The organism is Ruegeria sp. CDSC079 (genome assembly GCF_059610505.1).
Window position 1 is genome coordinate 79,830 of the sequence record NZ_JBXWNT010000004.1, and the last position, 16,452, is coordinate 96,281.

At 56.0% G+C, this 16,452-nt stretch carries 14 protein-coding genes; 10 read left to right on the forward strand and 4 right to left on the reverse strand.

Annotation, left to right across the window (positions count from 1 at the left end; translation table 11 throughout):
* Positions 1–468 precede the first annotated feature (468 nt).
* The gene (locus AC2FIC_RS08460) at positions 469–1,338 is read right to left on the reverse strand and encodes a MurR/RpiR family transcriptional regulator (protein ID WP_142632930.1); all 870 of its coding nucleotides are present in this window, start codon (positions 1,336–1,338) and stop codon (positions 469–471) included.
* Between the two features lie 156 nt (positions 1,339–1,494).
* Between AC2FIC_RS08460 and AC2FIC_RS08465 the strand changes: the two genes are divergently transcribed.
* From AC2FIC_RS08465 to AC2FIC_RS08505, 9 genes are all read left to right on the forward strand, one after another.
* Positions 1,495–2,250, forward strand: coding sequence for an N-formylglutamate amidohydrolase (locus tag AC2FIC_RS08465; RefSeq protein ID WP_496692406.1), 756 nt, complete (start codon positions 1,495–1,497; stop codon positions 2,248–2,250).
* An 8-nt stretch (positions 2,251–2,258) separates the two neighbouring features.
* Positions 2,259–2,831: a TRAP transporter small permease subunit gene (locus AC2FIC_RS08470; protein ID WP_185956598.1), complete on the forward strand. Its 573-nt coding sequence runs from the start codon at positions 2,259–2,261 to the stop codon at positions 2,829–2,831.
* Positions 2,828–4,147 (forward strand): TRAP transporter large permease, encoded by a 1,320-nt coding sequence (locus tag AC2FIC_RS08475; RefSeq protein WP_281971849.1) that lies wholly within the window; start codon positions 2,828–2,830, stop codon positions 4,145–4,147. The genes AC2FIC_RS08470 and AC2FIC_RS08475 overlap by 4 nt, the downstream gene beginning before the upstream one ends.
* A gap of 52 nt (positions 4,148–4,199) precedes the next feature.
* A complete protein-coding gene (locus AC2FIC_RS08480) occupies positions 4,200–5,234 on the forward strand; it encodes a TRAP transporter substrate-binding protein (RefSeq protein ID WP_142632938.1) in 1,035 nt (344 codons plus the stop codon).
* A gap of 146 nt (positions 5,235–5,380) precedes the next feature.
* Complete coding sequence (locus AC2FIC_RS08485) at positions 5,381–7,066, forward strand: Na/Pi cotransporter family protein (RefSeq protein ID WP_142632940.1); 1,686 nt, start codon at positions 5,381–5,383, stop codon at positions 7,064–7,066.
* Between the two features lie 57 nt (positions 7,067–7,123).
* Positions 7,124–8,485, forward strand: a complete 1,362-nt coding sequence (locus AC2FIC_RS08490) for a glutamine synthetase family protein (RefSeq protein ID WP_496692405.1) — start codon at positions 7,124–7,126, stop codon at positions 8,483–8,485.
* Between the two features lie 130 nt (positions 8,486–8,615).
* Positions 8,616–9,998, forward strand: a complete 1,383-nt coding sequence (locus AC2FIC_RS08495; protein ID WP_496692404.1) for an aldehyde dehydrogenase family protein — start codon at positions 8,616–8,618, stop codon at positions 9,996–9,998.
* Positions 9,995–11,140 (forward strand): iron-containing alcohol dehydrogenase, encoded by a 1,146-nt coding sequence (locus AC2FIC_RS08500; RefSeq protein ID WP_496692403.1) that lies wholly within the window; start codon positions 9,995–9,997, stop codon positions 11,138–11,140. The genes AC2FIC_RS08495 and AC2FIC_RS08500 overlap by 4 nt, the downstream gene beginning before the upstream one ends.
* A gap of 59 nt (positions 11,141–11,199) precedes the next feature.
* A complete protein-coding gene (locus AC2FIC_RS08505; protein ID WP_496692402.1) occupies positions 11,200–11,970 on the forward strand; it encodes an alpha/beta hydrolase in 771 nt (256 codons plus the stop codon).
* A gap of 107 nt (positions 11,971–12,077) precedes the next feature.
* On the opposite strand, the gene AC2FIC_RS08510 is transcribed toward AC2FIC_RS08505, so the two are convergent.
* From AC2FIC_RS08510 to AC2FIC_RS08520, 3 genes are all read right to left on the reverse strand, one after another.
* Entirely contained in the window at positions 12,078–12,875 is a 798-nt protein-coding gene (locus tag AC2FIC_RS08510) for a DUF2927 domain-containing protein (protein WP_496692401.1), read from the reverse strand.
* Positions 12,876–12,983: 108 nt separating this feature from the next.
* Positions 12,984–14,942 (reverse strand): DNA topoisomerase IV subunit B, encoded by a 1,959-nt coding sequence (gene parE / locus AC2FIC_RS08515; protein ID WP_496692400.1) that lies wholly within the window; start codon positions 14,940–14,942, stop codon positions 12,984–12,986.
* 210 nt (positions 14,943–15,152) lie between these two features.
* Entirely contained in the window at positions 15,153–15,659 is a 507-nt protein-coding gene (locus tag AC2FIC_RS08520) for a hypothetical protein (protein WP_496692399.1), read from the reverse strand.
* Positions 15,660–15,840: 181 nt separating this feature from the next.
* Between AC2FIC_RS08520 and AC2FIC_RS08525 the strand changes: the two genes are divergently transcribed.
* The gene (locus AC2FIC_RS08525; RefSeq protein ID WP_496688555.1) at positions 15,841–16,449 is read left to right on the forward strand and encodes a carboxymuconolactone decarboxylase family protein; all 609 of its coding nucleotides are present in this window, start codon (positions 15,841–15,843) and stop codon (positions 16,447–16,449) included.
* Positions 16,450–16,452: the final 3 nt, after the last annotated feature.

Below are 16,452 nucleotides of genomic sequence, written 5' to 3' on the forward strand. Positions count from 1 at the left end.
GACTTCGTTTGTTACGGCAATAAACAAGGGCAGGTCAGCGTTGCTTGCGGTTGAGGCTGAAAGGAACTCAACTTTTTCGCACAGCGCTCCGATATCCTTGTCATAGGCTGGGTCGCAGAACCGCAATCGAAACCGCGCGGCGTCGCGGTCAAAGGCAAGTGTTGCGGCATAGGCAACGTCAATCTGCCGGTCCAGACGGGAACTGTCCGCTGTATAAAGCCCGGCCATCACCGCAACCAATGCGCCGACCCCGCCCAGAACCACCCAGACCAGATCAGCCAGTTTCCATGCGCGATGCCCGGCTGGTTTGCGAAACAGGAACGCTGTGCCAACTGTGCCGATCAGAAAAAACAGAATCAGCAGCGGCAGCTGGTTTTCGGTAATAAATGTCATGGAAACAAAGTGACCAACCGCCGGTCAAGTGGCAACACTCCTCACGGGCAGTTGTAGTTTTGGAACAATCCGAAGCTAAGAGCCCGAACTTTGACCGAATTTCCGAAACAGCTTGGTGCGATCAAAGGCCTGTTCCAGTTCGACCGTGCGATCTTTGACCGAATCCCAAAGCCGTTCCTGAACTTCGGCTATGGCGCATTCCATCAGGGTCAGTATCGCAGCCATCGAATCCCAGGCAGAAGGCACCGAGATGCGCGCCGCGAATGTGTGTTTGGCCAGCCGGTGGATTGGCGAGCGCCACTGATCGGTCAACAGCACGATTTCGGCCCCGCGCTCGTGGCAGAGCTGACCAATCAGCAGGCTCGCATTCTCATAGCGCCGGACATCCAGCGCGATCAGCACATCCCCTTGACGCACGTCCAACAGATCATGGGTCCAGGATGCGGCGACCGGCAACAGGCGGACATCCGGTCGGATCATTTGCAGGTGCAGATACAGGTATTGCGCCAGTGTTCCGGTAATGCGGCCACCGGTGATGAAAATACGCCGGTTCTGATCGCTCAGCAGGCTGCAGAAGCTATCGAATTCGTCGGGGTCGATCTCGTCGATTGTGCGCTTCTGGTTGGCCAGAGAACGCTGGGAATAGCGGTTGAGGATATGTTCTTCGGGCAGGTCATTCTGCCAGACATCACGTTTGGCTACTGGCCCCGAGATCATTTCTTTGACCTCACCACGCAGCGCGGCCTGAAATTGAGGATATCCGTCAAAACCGGTCTTTTGCAGCATCCGTGCAACCGTAGTGGTCGAGACTGAGGCGGTACTGGCCAATTCGGTAATACTACCCAGCCCGGCCATCGGGTAATCATCCAGCAGAACGCTGACCAGTTGCCGTTCAGACGGGGTCATCTTGTCCCGATGGGCCAGAAGCCTGTCTGTCACCCGCACTGGTGTGTCCTCCTATTATGCGACCAGACCATAATGTGAATAATTTTTCAGCAAGATCAAGCTTGGAAAAATTTATACAGAAAAAATATTGACAGGATGATGCGGTCTGTGGAAATTTTTCCACAATGTCTCATTTTGGAATCGCAGGACGGTAGATTGGACTTCGGCAAAGTTGTTCATACGGATTTGGCGGGCAATGCGCCTGTGGTCGTGCTGGTGTGCGAACATGCGTCTAATCGTATCCCGGCTTTTCTGGGTGATATGGGGTTAAGCGCTGAAGCACGCGAAAGTCATATTGCCTGGGATCCAGGCGCACTGGCCGTGGCGCAGGCTATGGCCAAACGCATGTCAGCACCTTTGGTCCATGGCGGGGTGTCTCGGCTGGTCTATGACTGCAATCGCCCGCCCGAGGCGGCGGGTGCAATGCCGATCCGCAGCGAGGATTACGAAATCCCGGCGAACATCAACATGTCGCCCGAGCAGCGAGTGGCCAGAATCGAAAACGTGTATCAGCCGTTTTGCGCCGCTCTGTCGGATTTGATCGATCAGCACAGCGCTTCACTTAGGCTGATGGTGACAATCCACAGTTTCACGCCGATCTATATGGGGCAGAAACGGCAGGTCGAACTGGGTGTTCTGCACGGTGTGGACAACCAGTTTGCCACAGCGATGATGGCTGATGGAGCTATCGGCAGCCCCTTTATCATCAGGCTGAATGAGCCTTATTCTGCGGCGGATGGAGTAGCTCATACACTGGATACCCAGGCGCTGCCCCACCGCTTGCTGAACGTGATGATCGAGATCCGCAATGACTTGATCCGCACGCCTAAGCAGCAGGCAGAGATGGCCGATTGCCTGGTGCCCTGGATAGCGCGTGTTCTGTCGGATTTTCAGGAAGGGGCGTCAGCGTGATCAAAGCAATGAGCGCATATGTCCGTATCGTGGATGCGATCAACTATCGGATCGGGCGGGTCATGATGTGGGGCCTGTTTGTCATGATGGGCATCCTGCTGTGGTCTTCGATATCAAAGACCTTCTTCCTACCGTCGCTCTGGACACTTGAAATGGCACAGTTTGCGATGGTGACCTATTACATCATGGGTGGGCCATATTCGATCCAGCTGGGTTCGAATGTGCGCATGGACCTGTTTTACCACAACTGGAGCCCCCAACGAAAAGCGTGGTTCGATGCGTTCACCGTGCTTTTGCTGATCCTCTATCTGGGTGTGCTGTTCTACGGTGGGCTTGGATCGACGGCGTACAGCCTTGGTTATTGGGGCGACGAACCCGTTTCCTACTTCACCGGACTGCTGACCGGCAGTGAAGAGATCGGTCGGCTTGAACGTTCCTCGACCGCGTGGCGGCCGTATATCTGGCCGGTCAAATCCATCATGGTTTTCGGCTTCTTCCTGATGTTGCTGCAGGCAGTCTCGGAATTTTTCAAAGACATTGCGCGGATCAACGGGCAGGAAATCGGGGTACAGCGGGCATGAGCCAGGAATATATCGCCATCTTCATGTTCGCGTTGATGATGCTGATGCTGTTCACAGGTCAGCGCGTTTTTGGTGCGATCGGTGCGGTTGCGACGATCGCGGCGCTTTCATTGTGGGGAACCGGAGGGCAGGACATCACATTTTCAGCCGCGATGAAGCTGATGAAGTGGTATCCGCTGCTGACCCTGCCAATGTTCATTTTCATGGGCTATGTGCTCAGCGAAAGCAGGCTGGCGGATGACCTGTATCGCATGTTCCATGTCTGGATGGGGCCGGTGAATGGCGGGCTTGCCATCGGGACGATTGGTTTGATGGTCTTGGTTTCTGCCATGAATGGCCTCAGCGTGGCCGGGATGGCTATTGGAGCCACGATTGCTTTGCCTGAACTGTTGAGACGCGGGTACGACAAAACCATGGTGACCGGTGTCATTCAGGCCGGGTCCAGTCTGGGTATTCTTGTACCACCTTCGGTGGTTCTGGTGCTGTATGCGATGATCGCCCGTCAACCTGTGGGACAGTTATGGCTGGCGGGGATCGTGCCCGGGCTGATGATGGCTGGTATGTTCATCCTTTACATCTGGATCCGCTGCCGCATTCAGCCCGAGCTTGGTCCAGCGATGAAAGACGCGCACGAGGTTCCGCGGGCCGAGAAAATCCGGTTGCTGGGCGCGGGTGCGTTGCCGCTGATTATCTTCGCTGCGATGATGGTGCCCTTTGTGAACGGGTGGACGTCACTGGTTGAAAGTTCGGCCATCGGAGCGCTGGCGGCATTGGTGGTTTCGGTGGCCAAACGTCGAATGACCTGGGCGATTTTTGAAACCTGTACCAAGCATACGCTGGCGATATCGTGCATGTTCATGTGGATCATCCTTGCAGCACTTGGTTTTGGCGCGGTTTTCGACGGGCTTGGTGCGGTGAAGGCAATCGACAACTTGTTTACCGACCAGTTGGGCCTGTCACCCTGGATGATCCTGATCCTGATGCAGCTCAGCTTTATTGTCATGGGCACGTTTCTGGACGACACCGCGATGCTGGTGATTGTGGCACCGCTTTATGTACCGCTGGTTGGTGCGCTGGGCTTTGACTTGATTTGGTACGGGGTTCTGTACACGATCACCACACAGATCGCCTATATGACACCGCCTTTCGGCTATAACCTATTTCTGATGCGCGCGATGGCCCCACCAGAAATCACGCTGAGGGATATCTATGGCTCGATCTTTCCGTTCGTCGCCGTGATGGTTCTGGCGCTTACGATTATCATGATCTTCCCGGAACTGGCTCTTTGGCTGCCCGGCTATGTCTATGGAAATTAACAAGAATGCCTTTCGAAGAGGCACGAAGCACTTCAACAGAGAGGAAATTGACATGACGACAAGACGTAAGTTTCTGAAAACCGCCGGGGTAGGGGTCGCAGCCGCACCTCTGGCCGCACCGGCGCTGGCTCAAAGCACGATCACGTGGCGCATGCAGACCTATGCCGGTCCTGCGCTGGCTGCGCATGTGATCGACCCGGCAATCGAGATGTTCAACAAGATTGCCGGTGACCGGATGCAAATCGAGCTGTTCTATGCTGACCAGCTTGTTCCGACAGGCGAACTGTTCCGTGCCATGCAGAAAGGTACCATTGATGCGGTACAGTCCGATGATGACTCGATGGCGTCGCCCACCGATGTCACAGTATTCGGCGGCTATTTCCCGTTTGCCTCGCGCTATTCCCTGGATGTACCGGTTCTGTTCAATCAGTACGGTCTGAACGAAATCTGGGACGAAGAATACTCGAAAGTCGGGGTCAAGCACATCTCGGCTGGCGCATGGGACCCGTGCCATTTCGCCACCAAGGATCCAATCAACAGCCTGGCGGACCTGCAAGGCAAGCGTGTCTTCACTTTCCCTACAGCGGGTCGCTTCCTCAGCCAGTTCGGTGTGGTACCAGTTACACTGCCATGGGAAGATATCGAGGTCGCCGTACAGACCGGCGAGTTGGACGGCATCGCATGGTCGGGCATCACCGAGGATTACACTGTCGGCTGGGCGGATGTGACCAACTACTTCCTGACCAACAACATCTCAGGCGCCTGGGCCGGGTCTTTCTTTGCCAACATGGATCGCTGGAACGAGTTGCCGGAAGATCTGCAAACCCTGTTCCGTGTTTGCTGTGATCAGTCGCATTACTACCGCCAGTGGTGGTACTGGGGCGGCGAGGCCAGCTTGCGGGTCAATGGCGACAAGATGCAGCTGACCACGATCCCAGATGAGGAATGGGCACAGGTCGAAGGCGCGGCAATCGCATTCTGGGATGAGATTGCGGCAGAATCTGAGATCAAGGCGAGGGTTGTTGAGATATTCAAGCAATACAACGCCGACATGCTCAAGGCCGGACGGCCTTATCGTTACGGATAATAAGCAACTTCCCGACGCGGGTAACTCCTCTCGCGTCGGGTTTGGACATCACCTGGCGACACCTCTTATGTTCATATCAATCCCAATAACAGAGATGCGAAACCGGATGCACAGTGCTGCTCACCGGTCGGACGGGGTATGAACACATGGCCATCGCTGGTTTTCTGATCGAGATTTTTGCCGCAACCATGTTGCTGCTTTTCGCCGTTCGCTTGGTTCGTACGGGGATTGAGCGGCGATTTGGCGCGCTATTTCAATCGCTTTTGACCCGACATTCAAACAGTTTTGTCGCCGGTGGCGCGGGTATGGTTCTGGCCACGATCCTGCAAAGTTCAGCCGCCGTGGCGGTTTTGCTGACAGGGTTTGCGGCGGCCGGAATGGTCAGTTTTGGCATCGCCCTGGCGGGGGTTTTGGGGGCCGATCTGGGATCGGCTCTGGTCATTCAGATACTGTCTTATGATTTGGGATGGTTGCAGCCGGTGTTGCTGGCGCTGGGCGGGTGGCTCTACCTCAAATCCGATCGGGCAAATGTTCGCCTGATGGGGCGGATTGTTCTGGGTGTAGCCTTCATTTTGGTATCACTGCAATTTTTGCGCGATGCTGTCGATCCGATCCGCGAAAGCGCCTTTTTGCCGGCCATCGCGGGCTATCTTGAAAGCGACTATTTCAGTGCCTTCATCGTTGGAGCTGTGCTTGCCTTTGTCATGCACAGCTCGGTTGCGACAATCCTGATGTGCGTGACGCTGGTACAGATCGGGGCAATCCCATTCGCGGCGGGTTTGTCGTTGGTATTGGGGGCCAATTTGGGCTCGGCCTTTATTCCGATCTGGTTGACGCGCGACCAGATCGTTTCGGCCCGCCGGATACCGATAGCCAACCTGTTGCTGCGCGGCAGTGCGGCGCTTGTGATGCTGTTTGCTGTCAACGTCACCGGGACCCATGCCGCATTGATGATCAGCGGACCGGGGCAATCGTTGATCTTTGCCCATATCGGTTTCAACCTCGTGGTGTTTCTGCTGGCAACCGGATTCGTCACCCGGATGGAAGCGCCGATGGCATTGCTCATGCCCGAGACCGACCCTGAATCTGGTGTGGCAGATCAGTTCTCGGGTGCTCTTAATCCGCTAGGCGACCCCAGTGCCACAGGCCCTGATGTTGCGATGTCCTCGGTGCGACACGAATTGTTGCAGATGGTCACGCAGGTCGAACGCATGTTCCGCCCGGTGCTGGATATCTATGAGCGTGACGACATTGATACCATTGCCGCTCTGTCGCAGCAGGATGAAATGGTAAACGCCCAGTTGACGGAAATCCGACGCTTTGTCGCGCGGTTGCCGCGGCAGAATATGAGTAAGTCTCAGATCAAAGCCGCCCGTGGTCTGGTGGAATACGCTATTCGGCTCGAGGCCGCTGGAGATGTCGTGTCGAACAGAATGACGCGTTCAGCAAAGATTAAACACATGGAAAGGGCCGAGTTTTCCGCCCAGGGGTGGAAAGAACTCAAGGATTTACACGCCACCATTCAGGAAAGTTTTTCGCTGGCGCGACACGTTTTGTTGGTGGACGACGTCGACTGTGCCCGCCGCCTTGTTCTGGACAAGGCCGAGATCAAAAGGATGTCCCGCGACAGCCGCAAGGCGCATCTAAAGCGGCTGGAGCGTGGTCAAACGGAAAGTTTCCAGTCCAGCGATCTGCATCTGGAGGCACTGCGCGCTATGCGCGATCTGCACGGCCATATCGCGGCCATCGCCTATCCGATCCTCTACAAAAGCGGACAGGTTCTGGAAACGCGGCTGGTTATGGAAATGGAGAAAGAAGCGGCCGAAGACTAACGGCCGTCGATGGGAACAGGGGCGCGGTGGGCCCGATTGTGATGAAGGATGAACATGATGGGCCATGATGTTGTGTTGGCGGACCTCAAAGCCAAGGTTGAAGCAGGTCAAGTAGACACCGTTCTTGTTTGCATGGTGGACATGCAGGGGCGGCTGATGGGCAAACGGTTTCACGCCGGTCACTTTGTGGCAGGCGCTTGGCAAGAGACCCATTGCTGCAATTATCTGTTGGCGACAGATCTGGAAATGGGCACGCCTGACGGATATGCCTCGACCAGCTGGGAGCGGGGCTATGGCGATTACGTCATGAAACCTGATCTCAGCACTTTGCGCCCGGTGCCGTGGCTTGAGGGCACGGTGATGGTGATGTGCGATGTTCTGGATCACCACACGCATGAAGAGGTCCCGCACGCGCCCCGGTCGATCCTGAAGAAACAGGTCAAACGCCTGAAAGCCATGGGTTACGACGCGATGTGCGCCACTGAGTTGGAGTTCTTTTTGTTTGAGAAGAGCTTTGACCAGATCCGCAAGGAAGGGTTTCGCGATCTGGCGCCGATCTCGGGCTATAATGAGGATTATCATATCCTGCAGACCACCAAGGAAGAGCATGTGATGCGTCCCATCCGCAATCATTTGTGGAACGCGGGCATCCCGGTCGAGAATACGAAGGGCGAGGCCGAGACCGGTCAGGAAGAATTGAACATCAAATACGCCGCCGCCATGGAAACGGCCGAGTATCACTCGATCGCCAAGAATGCGGTGAAGGAAATCGCCTGGCAGCACGGGCATGCGGCCACGTTCCTGCCGAAATGGCATCATGACAAGGTTGGCAGTTCATCCCATGTGCATCAGTCGCTGTGGTCTGAGGGAAGGCCAATCTTTTTCGACGAAAAAGATCCGCTCGGCATGTCGGCAGTAATGAAAAGCTATATGGCCGGGTTGTTGAAATACGCTGCCGATTATACGTGTTTCATGGCCCCCTACATCAACAGCTACAAGCGTTTCCAAAAAGGAAGTTTTGCGCCGACGCGGATCATCTGGTCGGTCGACAACCGCACCGCCGGTTTCCGACTGTGTGGTGATGGAACCAAATCGGTTCGCGTGGAATGCCGTATTCCGGGCTCGGATATGAACCCGTATCTGGCGATTGCTGGTATGTTGGCGGCGGGTATCGCAGGCATCGAGGAGGGGTTGGAGCTTGAACCACCAACCAAAGGCGATGCGTATCAGAGCGAGTCCGGCATGATCCCCGGGAACCTGCCCGCTGCGCGGGATGCCCTGCTTGGCTCAACCATGTTGCGGGCCGCTATGGGGGACGAAGTTGTTGATCACTATGCGCGCGCCGCCGAGGTAGAAATCGAGGAATTCGAAAGCGTGGTTACTGATTGGGAAATTGCCCGCGGGTTCGAACGGGCCTGAGGGTGGACGAAGCTGGGGGCCCTGCCTGCCGCTATTGGTGCTTGAACCAATGGTGCATCAATGACGGCCCCCGAGGTTTGTGTTGGCCAGATAAAGCAGGAGATTCTGCTTTTTAGAGGATGGAATGGAGATGGGGCAGATGTTGGAATGCATCTCGCCGATCGATGGATCGGTTTATGCTGAGCGCGAAACCTTATCGCGCGAAGCAGCGTTTGAGGTGGCCGCGCGGGCCAGGGAAGCGCAAACAGCCTGGGCAGCACGTCCATTACAAGAGCGAATTGATCTTGTGATGGCGGGCGTGGCCGCCGTGGGCGCGATGAATGATGAGATTGTGCCGGAGCTGGCCCATATGATGGGGCGCCCGGTGCGCTATGGCGGTGAGTTTGGCGGCTTTAACGAGCGCGCCAGTCATATGGCCGAGATCGCGCAGGGTGCACTGGCCGATATTGCGGTGGGCGAGGATGAGGTCTTCAGGCGCTATATCAAACGGATTCCGCACGGGGTGGTCTTTGTCGTGGCGCCCTGGAACTACCCGTACATGACGGCGATCAACACGGTGGCCCCGGCGTTGATTGCGGGCAATACCGTGGTGTTGAAACACGCGACCCAGACCTTGTTGGTGGGTGAGCGGATGGCGCAGACTTTCCATTCGGCAGGTGTTCCTGAGGATGTGTTCCAGAATGTGTTCCTGAGTCATGATGTGACTAACGATTTGATCGCTGGAAATGCGTTTGATTTCGTGAACTTCACCGGCTCGGTCGGTGGTGGTCAGGCGATGGAACGTGCGGCGGCGGGCACATTCACCGGGGTCGGTACCGAGTTGGGCGGCAAGGATCCAGGCTATGTCATGGACGACGCCGATCTGGACGCAGCTGTTGATACGCTGATCGACGGTGCGATGTTCAACGCGGGCCAGTGCTGCTGCGGGATTGAGCGAATTTACGTGCACGAAAGCCTGTATGATGCGTTCGTTGCCAAAGCGGTTGAGATTGTTCAGGGCTATAAGCTGGGCAATCCGCTGGATGCAGAGACGACGATTGGACCGATGGCCAATATACGCTTTGCCGATGAGGTCCGCGCGCAGATTGCCGAGGCAGTCGCGGATGGCGCAGTTACCCATATCGACACTTTCCCCGAGGATGATGGGGGGGCATATCTGACCCCGCAAATCCTGACCAATGTCACACACGACATGCGGGTGATGCGGGATGAGAGTTTCGGCCCCGTAGTTGGTATCATGAAAGTGTCGTCGGATGACGAAGCCATCGCGCTGATGAATGACAGCGAGTTTGGTCTGACCGCCAGCCTCTGGTCCTGCGACGTGGACCGGGCCGCGCAGGTCGGGGACCAGATTGAAACTGGCACCGTCTTCATGAACCGCGCCGATTATCTGGATCCGGGCCTGTGCTGGACCGGTTGCAAGAATACCGGGCGTGGCGGTGGTCTTTCTGTCATCGGCTATCACAACCTTACCCGCCCCAAATCCTACCATCTGAAGAAGGTGACATCATGAGCCTGTCTGGAAACTGGTCCTATCCGACCGCGATCAAATTCGGCGCTGGCCGCATCAAGGAACTGCCCGAAGCCTGCGCTGCGGCCGGAATGAAACGCCCTCTGCTGGTCACGGACAAGGGGTTGGCTGATCTGCCGATCACCTCGGCGACGCTGGATATTCTTGAGGCTGCGGGTCTGGGGCGTGGCCTGTTTAGCGAAGTGGACCCGAACCCCAATGAGAAGAACCTTGAGGCCGGCGTTGCGGCGTATCGGGCAGGCGACCATGACGGGGTAATCGCATTTGGCGGTGGCTCGGGGCTGGATCTGGGTAAGATGGTGGCCTTCATGGCCGGGCAGACGCGCCCGGTCTGGGATTTCGAAGATATTGGCGACTGGTGGACCCGCGCCGATGCCGATGTCATTGCTCCGATCATTGCGGTGCCGACCACCGCCGGGACGGGGTCAGAGGTGGGGCGCGCCAGCGTCATCACCAATTCGGAAACCCACGCGAAAAAGATTATCTTTCACCCTAAGGTACTGCCAACCGTGGTGATCTGTGACCCGGAACTGACCGTGGGGATGCCGAAATTCATCACCGCGGGCACCGGTCTGGACGCCTTTGCCCATTGTGTTGAGGCGTTCTCTAGCCCGCATTACCACCCGATGTCACACGGCATCGCGCTGGAGGGGATGCGGCTGGTCAAGGACTACCTGCCGCGCGCCTATACCGATGGCACTGATATTGAAGCCCGTGCCCAAATGATGAGCGCGGCAGCGATGGGGGCCACGGCGTTTCAGAAAGGCCTCGGCGCGATCCACGCGATGAGCCACCCGATTGGCGCGGTGTTCAACACCCATCACGGGACGACCAACGCGGTCTGTATGCCCGCGGTGCTAGAGTTCAACGCCCCCGCCATCGCCGACCGGTTCCAGCAGGCAGCGGCCTATCTGGGCATCGATGGAGGCTTTGACGGGTTCCGCGCCTTTGTGCAGGAGTTTAATGACTCGCTGGGTATCCCCCGCAAACTCTCGGATATGAAAGTGACCGATGCGGCAATCCCCGAACTGGTCAAGGGGGCGATCATCGACCCCTCTTGCGGCGGCAATCCGATTGAACTGACCGAGGACAACCTGACGGCGCTGTTCAAAGCGGCGCTGTAAGCCTCTTGCCGATCCGCTCCCTCATCTCTCATAGTGAAGGCAGGTGAGGGGGCGTTTCCATGACCAAAGAGATTGTTCTGATCCACGGAGCCTTTGCCGGACCGTGGTGTATGGCCGATTACGCAGAATTCTTTCGCGACCGGGGCTGGATGGTGCACACGCCCGCTCTGCGGTACCATGGTGGCGATCCCAAGGCCGAACCCGATCCGGGGCTGACCGACACCAGCGTGACGGACTATACAAATGACATTGCCGACTTTGTTCAGGGGCTGGACAGCAAACCGGTTATTCTGGGCCATGCCATCGCGGGCGTTGTGGCGCAGCAGGTGGCAGCGCGCGGCTTGGCCAGCGCCATCGTTCTGATCAACCCGAACGCGCCGTGGGGCACACTGCCCGAAGCCGACGACGAACGCGCCGTTCCGCGTGCGTTGATGGAGGGCGGGGCGTTCTGGAAACAGCCCATGCGCGTTGAGTTCGATCTGATGGCGCCCTTTGCGCTGAACAAGATGCCCGAGGCGCAGCAGCACGCGGTGTTCGACCAGCTGGGTGCCGAAAGCGGGCGGGTGATGTTCGAGATGTTCTTTTGGATGTTCGACGATCACCACGCGATGAAGGTGGATATCGACAAGGTCGACTGTCCGGTTCTGATCGTGTCCGGCACCGAGGACCGGGCCGTGAACCCAAACACCTGCAGCACGTTGGCGAAGCTCTACGGAGACCGCGCGACGTTTCTGCCGGTCGATAACCACGCGCATTTTCTGTTCATGGAGCCCGGGTGGGAGGGGCCAGTCGGGCAGATTGCGGAGTGGTTGGACGGGGTGTCGGAGTGACGCCCAATCGTGCGGGAATCGGGAATTGTGGTAATGCAGGATGGGTGTTTCGCCCACCTAGATGTGGAAAATTTGATGGTTAAAAACTCATCCTACGCTTGCGTGTTTTATTGACAGGAAGCGTTGATTACGTTTTGGGAAACTTCTTTCGTTCTTGCTCGGCTCTGCCCATTCACCATTTCATTATGATAAACCAGTTGCATTGCGATTAGAGGCCGGGCATCGAAATTTTGAAAAATAGGCGGACCAAAGGTTTCACCTGAAAGCGAATCTTCTGAAAATAGTGAATCCAAGCCTATCGGATCGCCCGGCACGCCACTTGCGTTGAAAATTTCTTCTTTCACACAATTCGCAAGCCTCATTGGCGAAGTCGATGTTTTGATCCAAACTTCGGAATACTCAATTTCTGCATCTGGCCAGTCAAAGTTCGTGGCAAGGCAGGTTAGCTTTTTGGATTTTAAGAATTTTCCAAAAAACTCCGGCACTAGAGAGGTTTGATTTGACTCATCAGAGTCGCCAACCAAGATAACGTGGATAACGCCAGTTACAGTTTCTGGATGCTCATCAAGATAGAACTCTAGCCCGGACAAGTGGTTAACCAAGTTGATTGTGTATGCGGCGTTAGCGTTGAACAGTTTTCTCGTTTTCTCAGAACCACCGTCATCTATAGTGATTTGTATGGGGCTTGTTCTTTTCTTCAACCCTTTGTCGCAGCCATCGGCAAAATGGCAGTACTCAACATCGTGTGCCATGTGGGCGACCAAGTCTGGGAATGAACCCTCGCCCTTAATGCTCTCATAGACTTCAATGTAATCACACGCAGGTTTTGACAGCTCTGAGCCTGCAGCAGTTGCGAAGGCGAGAAATATTGTACCTGATGCGATATTGAGTTTGAATTTATTCAATTTTGTAACAACTAGATTGTGAATCTATGAAGGATAGAACTATTGAGTTTTCGCGTCATTTAGATTGAAGCTGCAAAATCTTCGACGTTCACTTCTCAAAGCACAAACTCAAACATCCAACTCCTCCACAAACCGCGCGTTTTCCTGAATGTATTGGAACCGCAGTTCGGGTTTTTTGCCCATCAGACGCTCGACTAGGTCGCCGGTCTCGCCAGGTTCGTCCTCGTCGATGGTGACCCGGATCAATTTCCGGGACGCGGGGTCCATCGTGGTTTCTTTCAGGTCTTTGGCGTCCATTTCACCCAGACCCTTAAAGCGTGAGACGTCGATCTTGCCTTTGCCGCCCAGACCTTTTTCCATCCATACGTCGCGCTCGGCCTCGTCCAGACAATAGACGCGTTTGGCGCCTTGGGTCAGGCGGTAGAGCGGCGGGCAGGCGAGGTAGAGGTGGCCCGCGTCGATCATGGGCCGCATCTGGGTAAAGAAGAACGTCATTAGCAGCGCCGCGATATGCGCGCCGTCGACATCCGCGTCGGTCATGATGATGATCTTGTCATAACGCAGGTCATCGACGTTGAAACGGGTGCCGAGGCCCACACCCAGCGCCTGGGTCAGGTCGTTGATCTCGGCATTGGTGCCCAGCTTGGAACTGGCCGCGCCCAACACGTTCAGGATTTTACCGCGCAGGGGCAGCAGCGCCTGTGTTTTGCGGTTGCGACCCATCTTGGCCGAGCCGCCCGCCGAGTCGCCCTCGACGATGAACAATTCGGTGCCGTCCCGTGTTGAACTGGAACAGTCCACCAGCTTGCCGGGGAGACGAAGTTTCTTAGTGGCGGACTTTCGCTGTGTTTCCTTCTCGGCTCGCCGGCGCAGGCGCTCCTCGGACCGTAGAATGAGGAAGTCGAGGATCGCTCCGGCGGATTTGTTATCCGCGGCCAGCCAGTTGTCGAAATGGTCACGGACCGAGTTTTCGACCAGCCTCTGAGCTTCGACCGTGGCGAGGCGGTCTTTGGTCTGGCCAACGAATTCAGGCTCGCTGATGAAGCAGGACACCAGGGCGCAGCCGCCGGTAACCAGGTCGTCGCGGGTGATCTGCGCGGCCTTTTTGTTGTTGATCAGCTCGCCGTAAGCTTTGATGCCCTTGAGGACAGCGGCCCAGAAGCCTGCCACATGGGTGCCGCCTTCGGGGGTGGGGACGGTGTTACAGTAGGATTGGATGAACCCGTCGCGTGAGGGGGTCCAGTTGATCGCCCATTCGACCTTGCCGGGCGCGTTGAACTTTTCGCGAAAGTCCACGGTTCCGGCAAAGGGTTGCTCGGCATAGGTGGACGAGCCGTTCATCGTTTCCTTGAGGTAATCTGACAGGCCACCGGGGAAGTGGAAGGTCGCCTCGGTCGGGGTTTCGCCGTCGTCGATATGGGACTTCCAGCGGATTTCGACGCCCGAGAACAGGTAGGCCTTGGAGCGGATGGATTTGAACAGGCGGGCCGGTTTGAATTTGTGGTGGCCGAAGATATCGGGATCGGCGTGGAAGGTGACGGTGGTGCCGCGCCGGTTGGGGGCAGCGCCGACCTTTTCCACCGGTCCCTGAGGTACTCCGCGCGAGAAGCGTTGTTCGAACAGCTGTTTGTCGCGGGCCACCTGAACAACCATGGAATCTGACAAAGCATTGACCACAGATGCACCAACCCCATGCAGACCGCCCGAGGTCTGATACGCCTTACCCGAGAACTTGCCGCCCGCGTGCAATGTGCACAGGATGACCTCAAGCGCGGATTTGTCGGGGAATTTCGGGTGCGGATCGATCGGAATGCCGCGCCCATTGTCGCGCACGGTCAGGGCGAAATCTGCGTGCAGTTCGACCTCGATCCGGTTGGCATGGCCTGCCACCGCTTCGTCCATCGAGTTGTCGAGGATTTCAGCGACCATATGGTGCAGCGCACGCTCATCCGTGCCGCCGATATACATGCCGGGGCGTTTGCGAACAGGTTCAAGACCTTCGAGCACCTCAATGGATGAGGCGTCATAGGTATTGGTCGCTTCGGGCGTCAACAGATCGTCGGGCATATGGGCTGCTCTTGTTTTTGAGTTTCCCCCATTATGGCAGGTGATGTGGTCCGGGGGAAGAGGGACGCGAGGTGTTGTGGATGGTTTGGGGCTGGTTGGCCGATTAGAGGATAATCAATATGGTTGCGGCACCAGCTATCACTAATGGAAGCGATGCGGACAATGCTGCCATTGAGCACATCCAAATTTCTTAGGCTTGAGGCATGTAGTTCATGGCCCGTCAGGCAACTCAACTTCGGGTGTCTGATCAGCCGTAGTGTATCGGATTCTTATACCTTTTTCATCGCGCCAAGTTTCATAAAAGTGCCCCAAATAGATTAAGTCACGGTAGTAACGCGAATGTCCATTCAAGTTTTCTTTTGTGATTTGGCCTTTGATACAGAAATCTTCGAGGGTTCTGTTAAACTCCAAAGGTTCAAGGGTGAATCCAAAGCACCAACCCTGCCCCTCATGCACTACATAAGCTCCTGAAATATGGCGATATAAATTGGAACCGCGCCACCATCCCGTGTCTCCGAATAGTTCTTTAGAAATCCGTTGACCGTTGTATGTAATCAAAACTTTTCGGTGCCAGTCGCTGTGAAACCCTTGCATAGGCCATATCGACATTGTGATCTGAAGATACTCTTCCGGCGTTGCGGAGGTCTTGTGAACCCGAGGATAAAACATCCAAGATAGCCCAAAAATGATGAGTGGAATTAGAGCCCATTTCTTCACGGTTCTGACTTTCTGCGTTCCTATTCAAAAGACTCATAGGCACCGCTTTTTGCAAATTTTTACTAAAAGATGTGCAGTAACTTAGGGCTCAGAGCAGAAGTTCGACGATTTCGTTTCGCGACCTGCTCTAAGGCCTCTTAGGCTGCGGATAACAAATCACCGCGACAGCAGGAGTCTTAAAATGAGCTGGATAAAAACCATCCCCTACGATACGGCTACTGGTCGGCTGAAGAAACTCTACGACCGCGTCACCGGCCCCGACAACAATGTCGACAATATCATGATGGCGCATTCCTTGCGGCCGCATTCGATGGAAGGGCATATGGCGCTGTACAAGAATGTGCTGCATCATTCGGCCAATCAGATTCCGAAATGGTTTCTCGAAACTCTGGGTGTCTGGGTCAGTTCCCTGAACCACTGCGGGTACTGTGTCGAGCATCATTTCAACGGGTTGCAAAGGCTGTTAGGCGACGAAGTGCGCGGTAATGCAATCCGTGCCGCGATCGAAGCTGGGACACCCGAAAGCGCACCATTGGAGGCTGCTCAGGTTGCGGCCATGTTGTATGCGCGCAAGCTGACGCAGGCCCCGGCGGATCTGGTGGAAGACGACATAGCCGTCCTGCGCAACACAGGGTGGGACGATGGTGAAATCCTCGAGATCAATCAGGTCTGCGCCTATTTTGCCTATGCCAACCGCACCGTTCTGGGGCTGGGATGTTCCACCGAGGGTGACATTCTGGGGCTGTCCCCCAATAACTCGGCTGATCCTGCTGATTGGGGGCATAAATAGGCC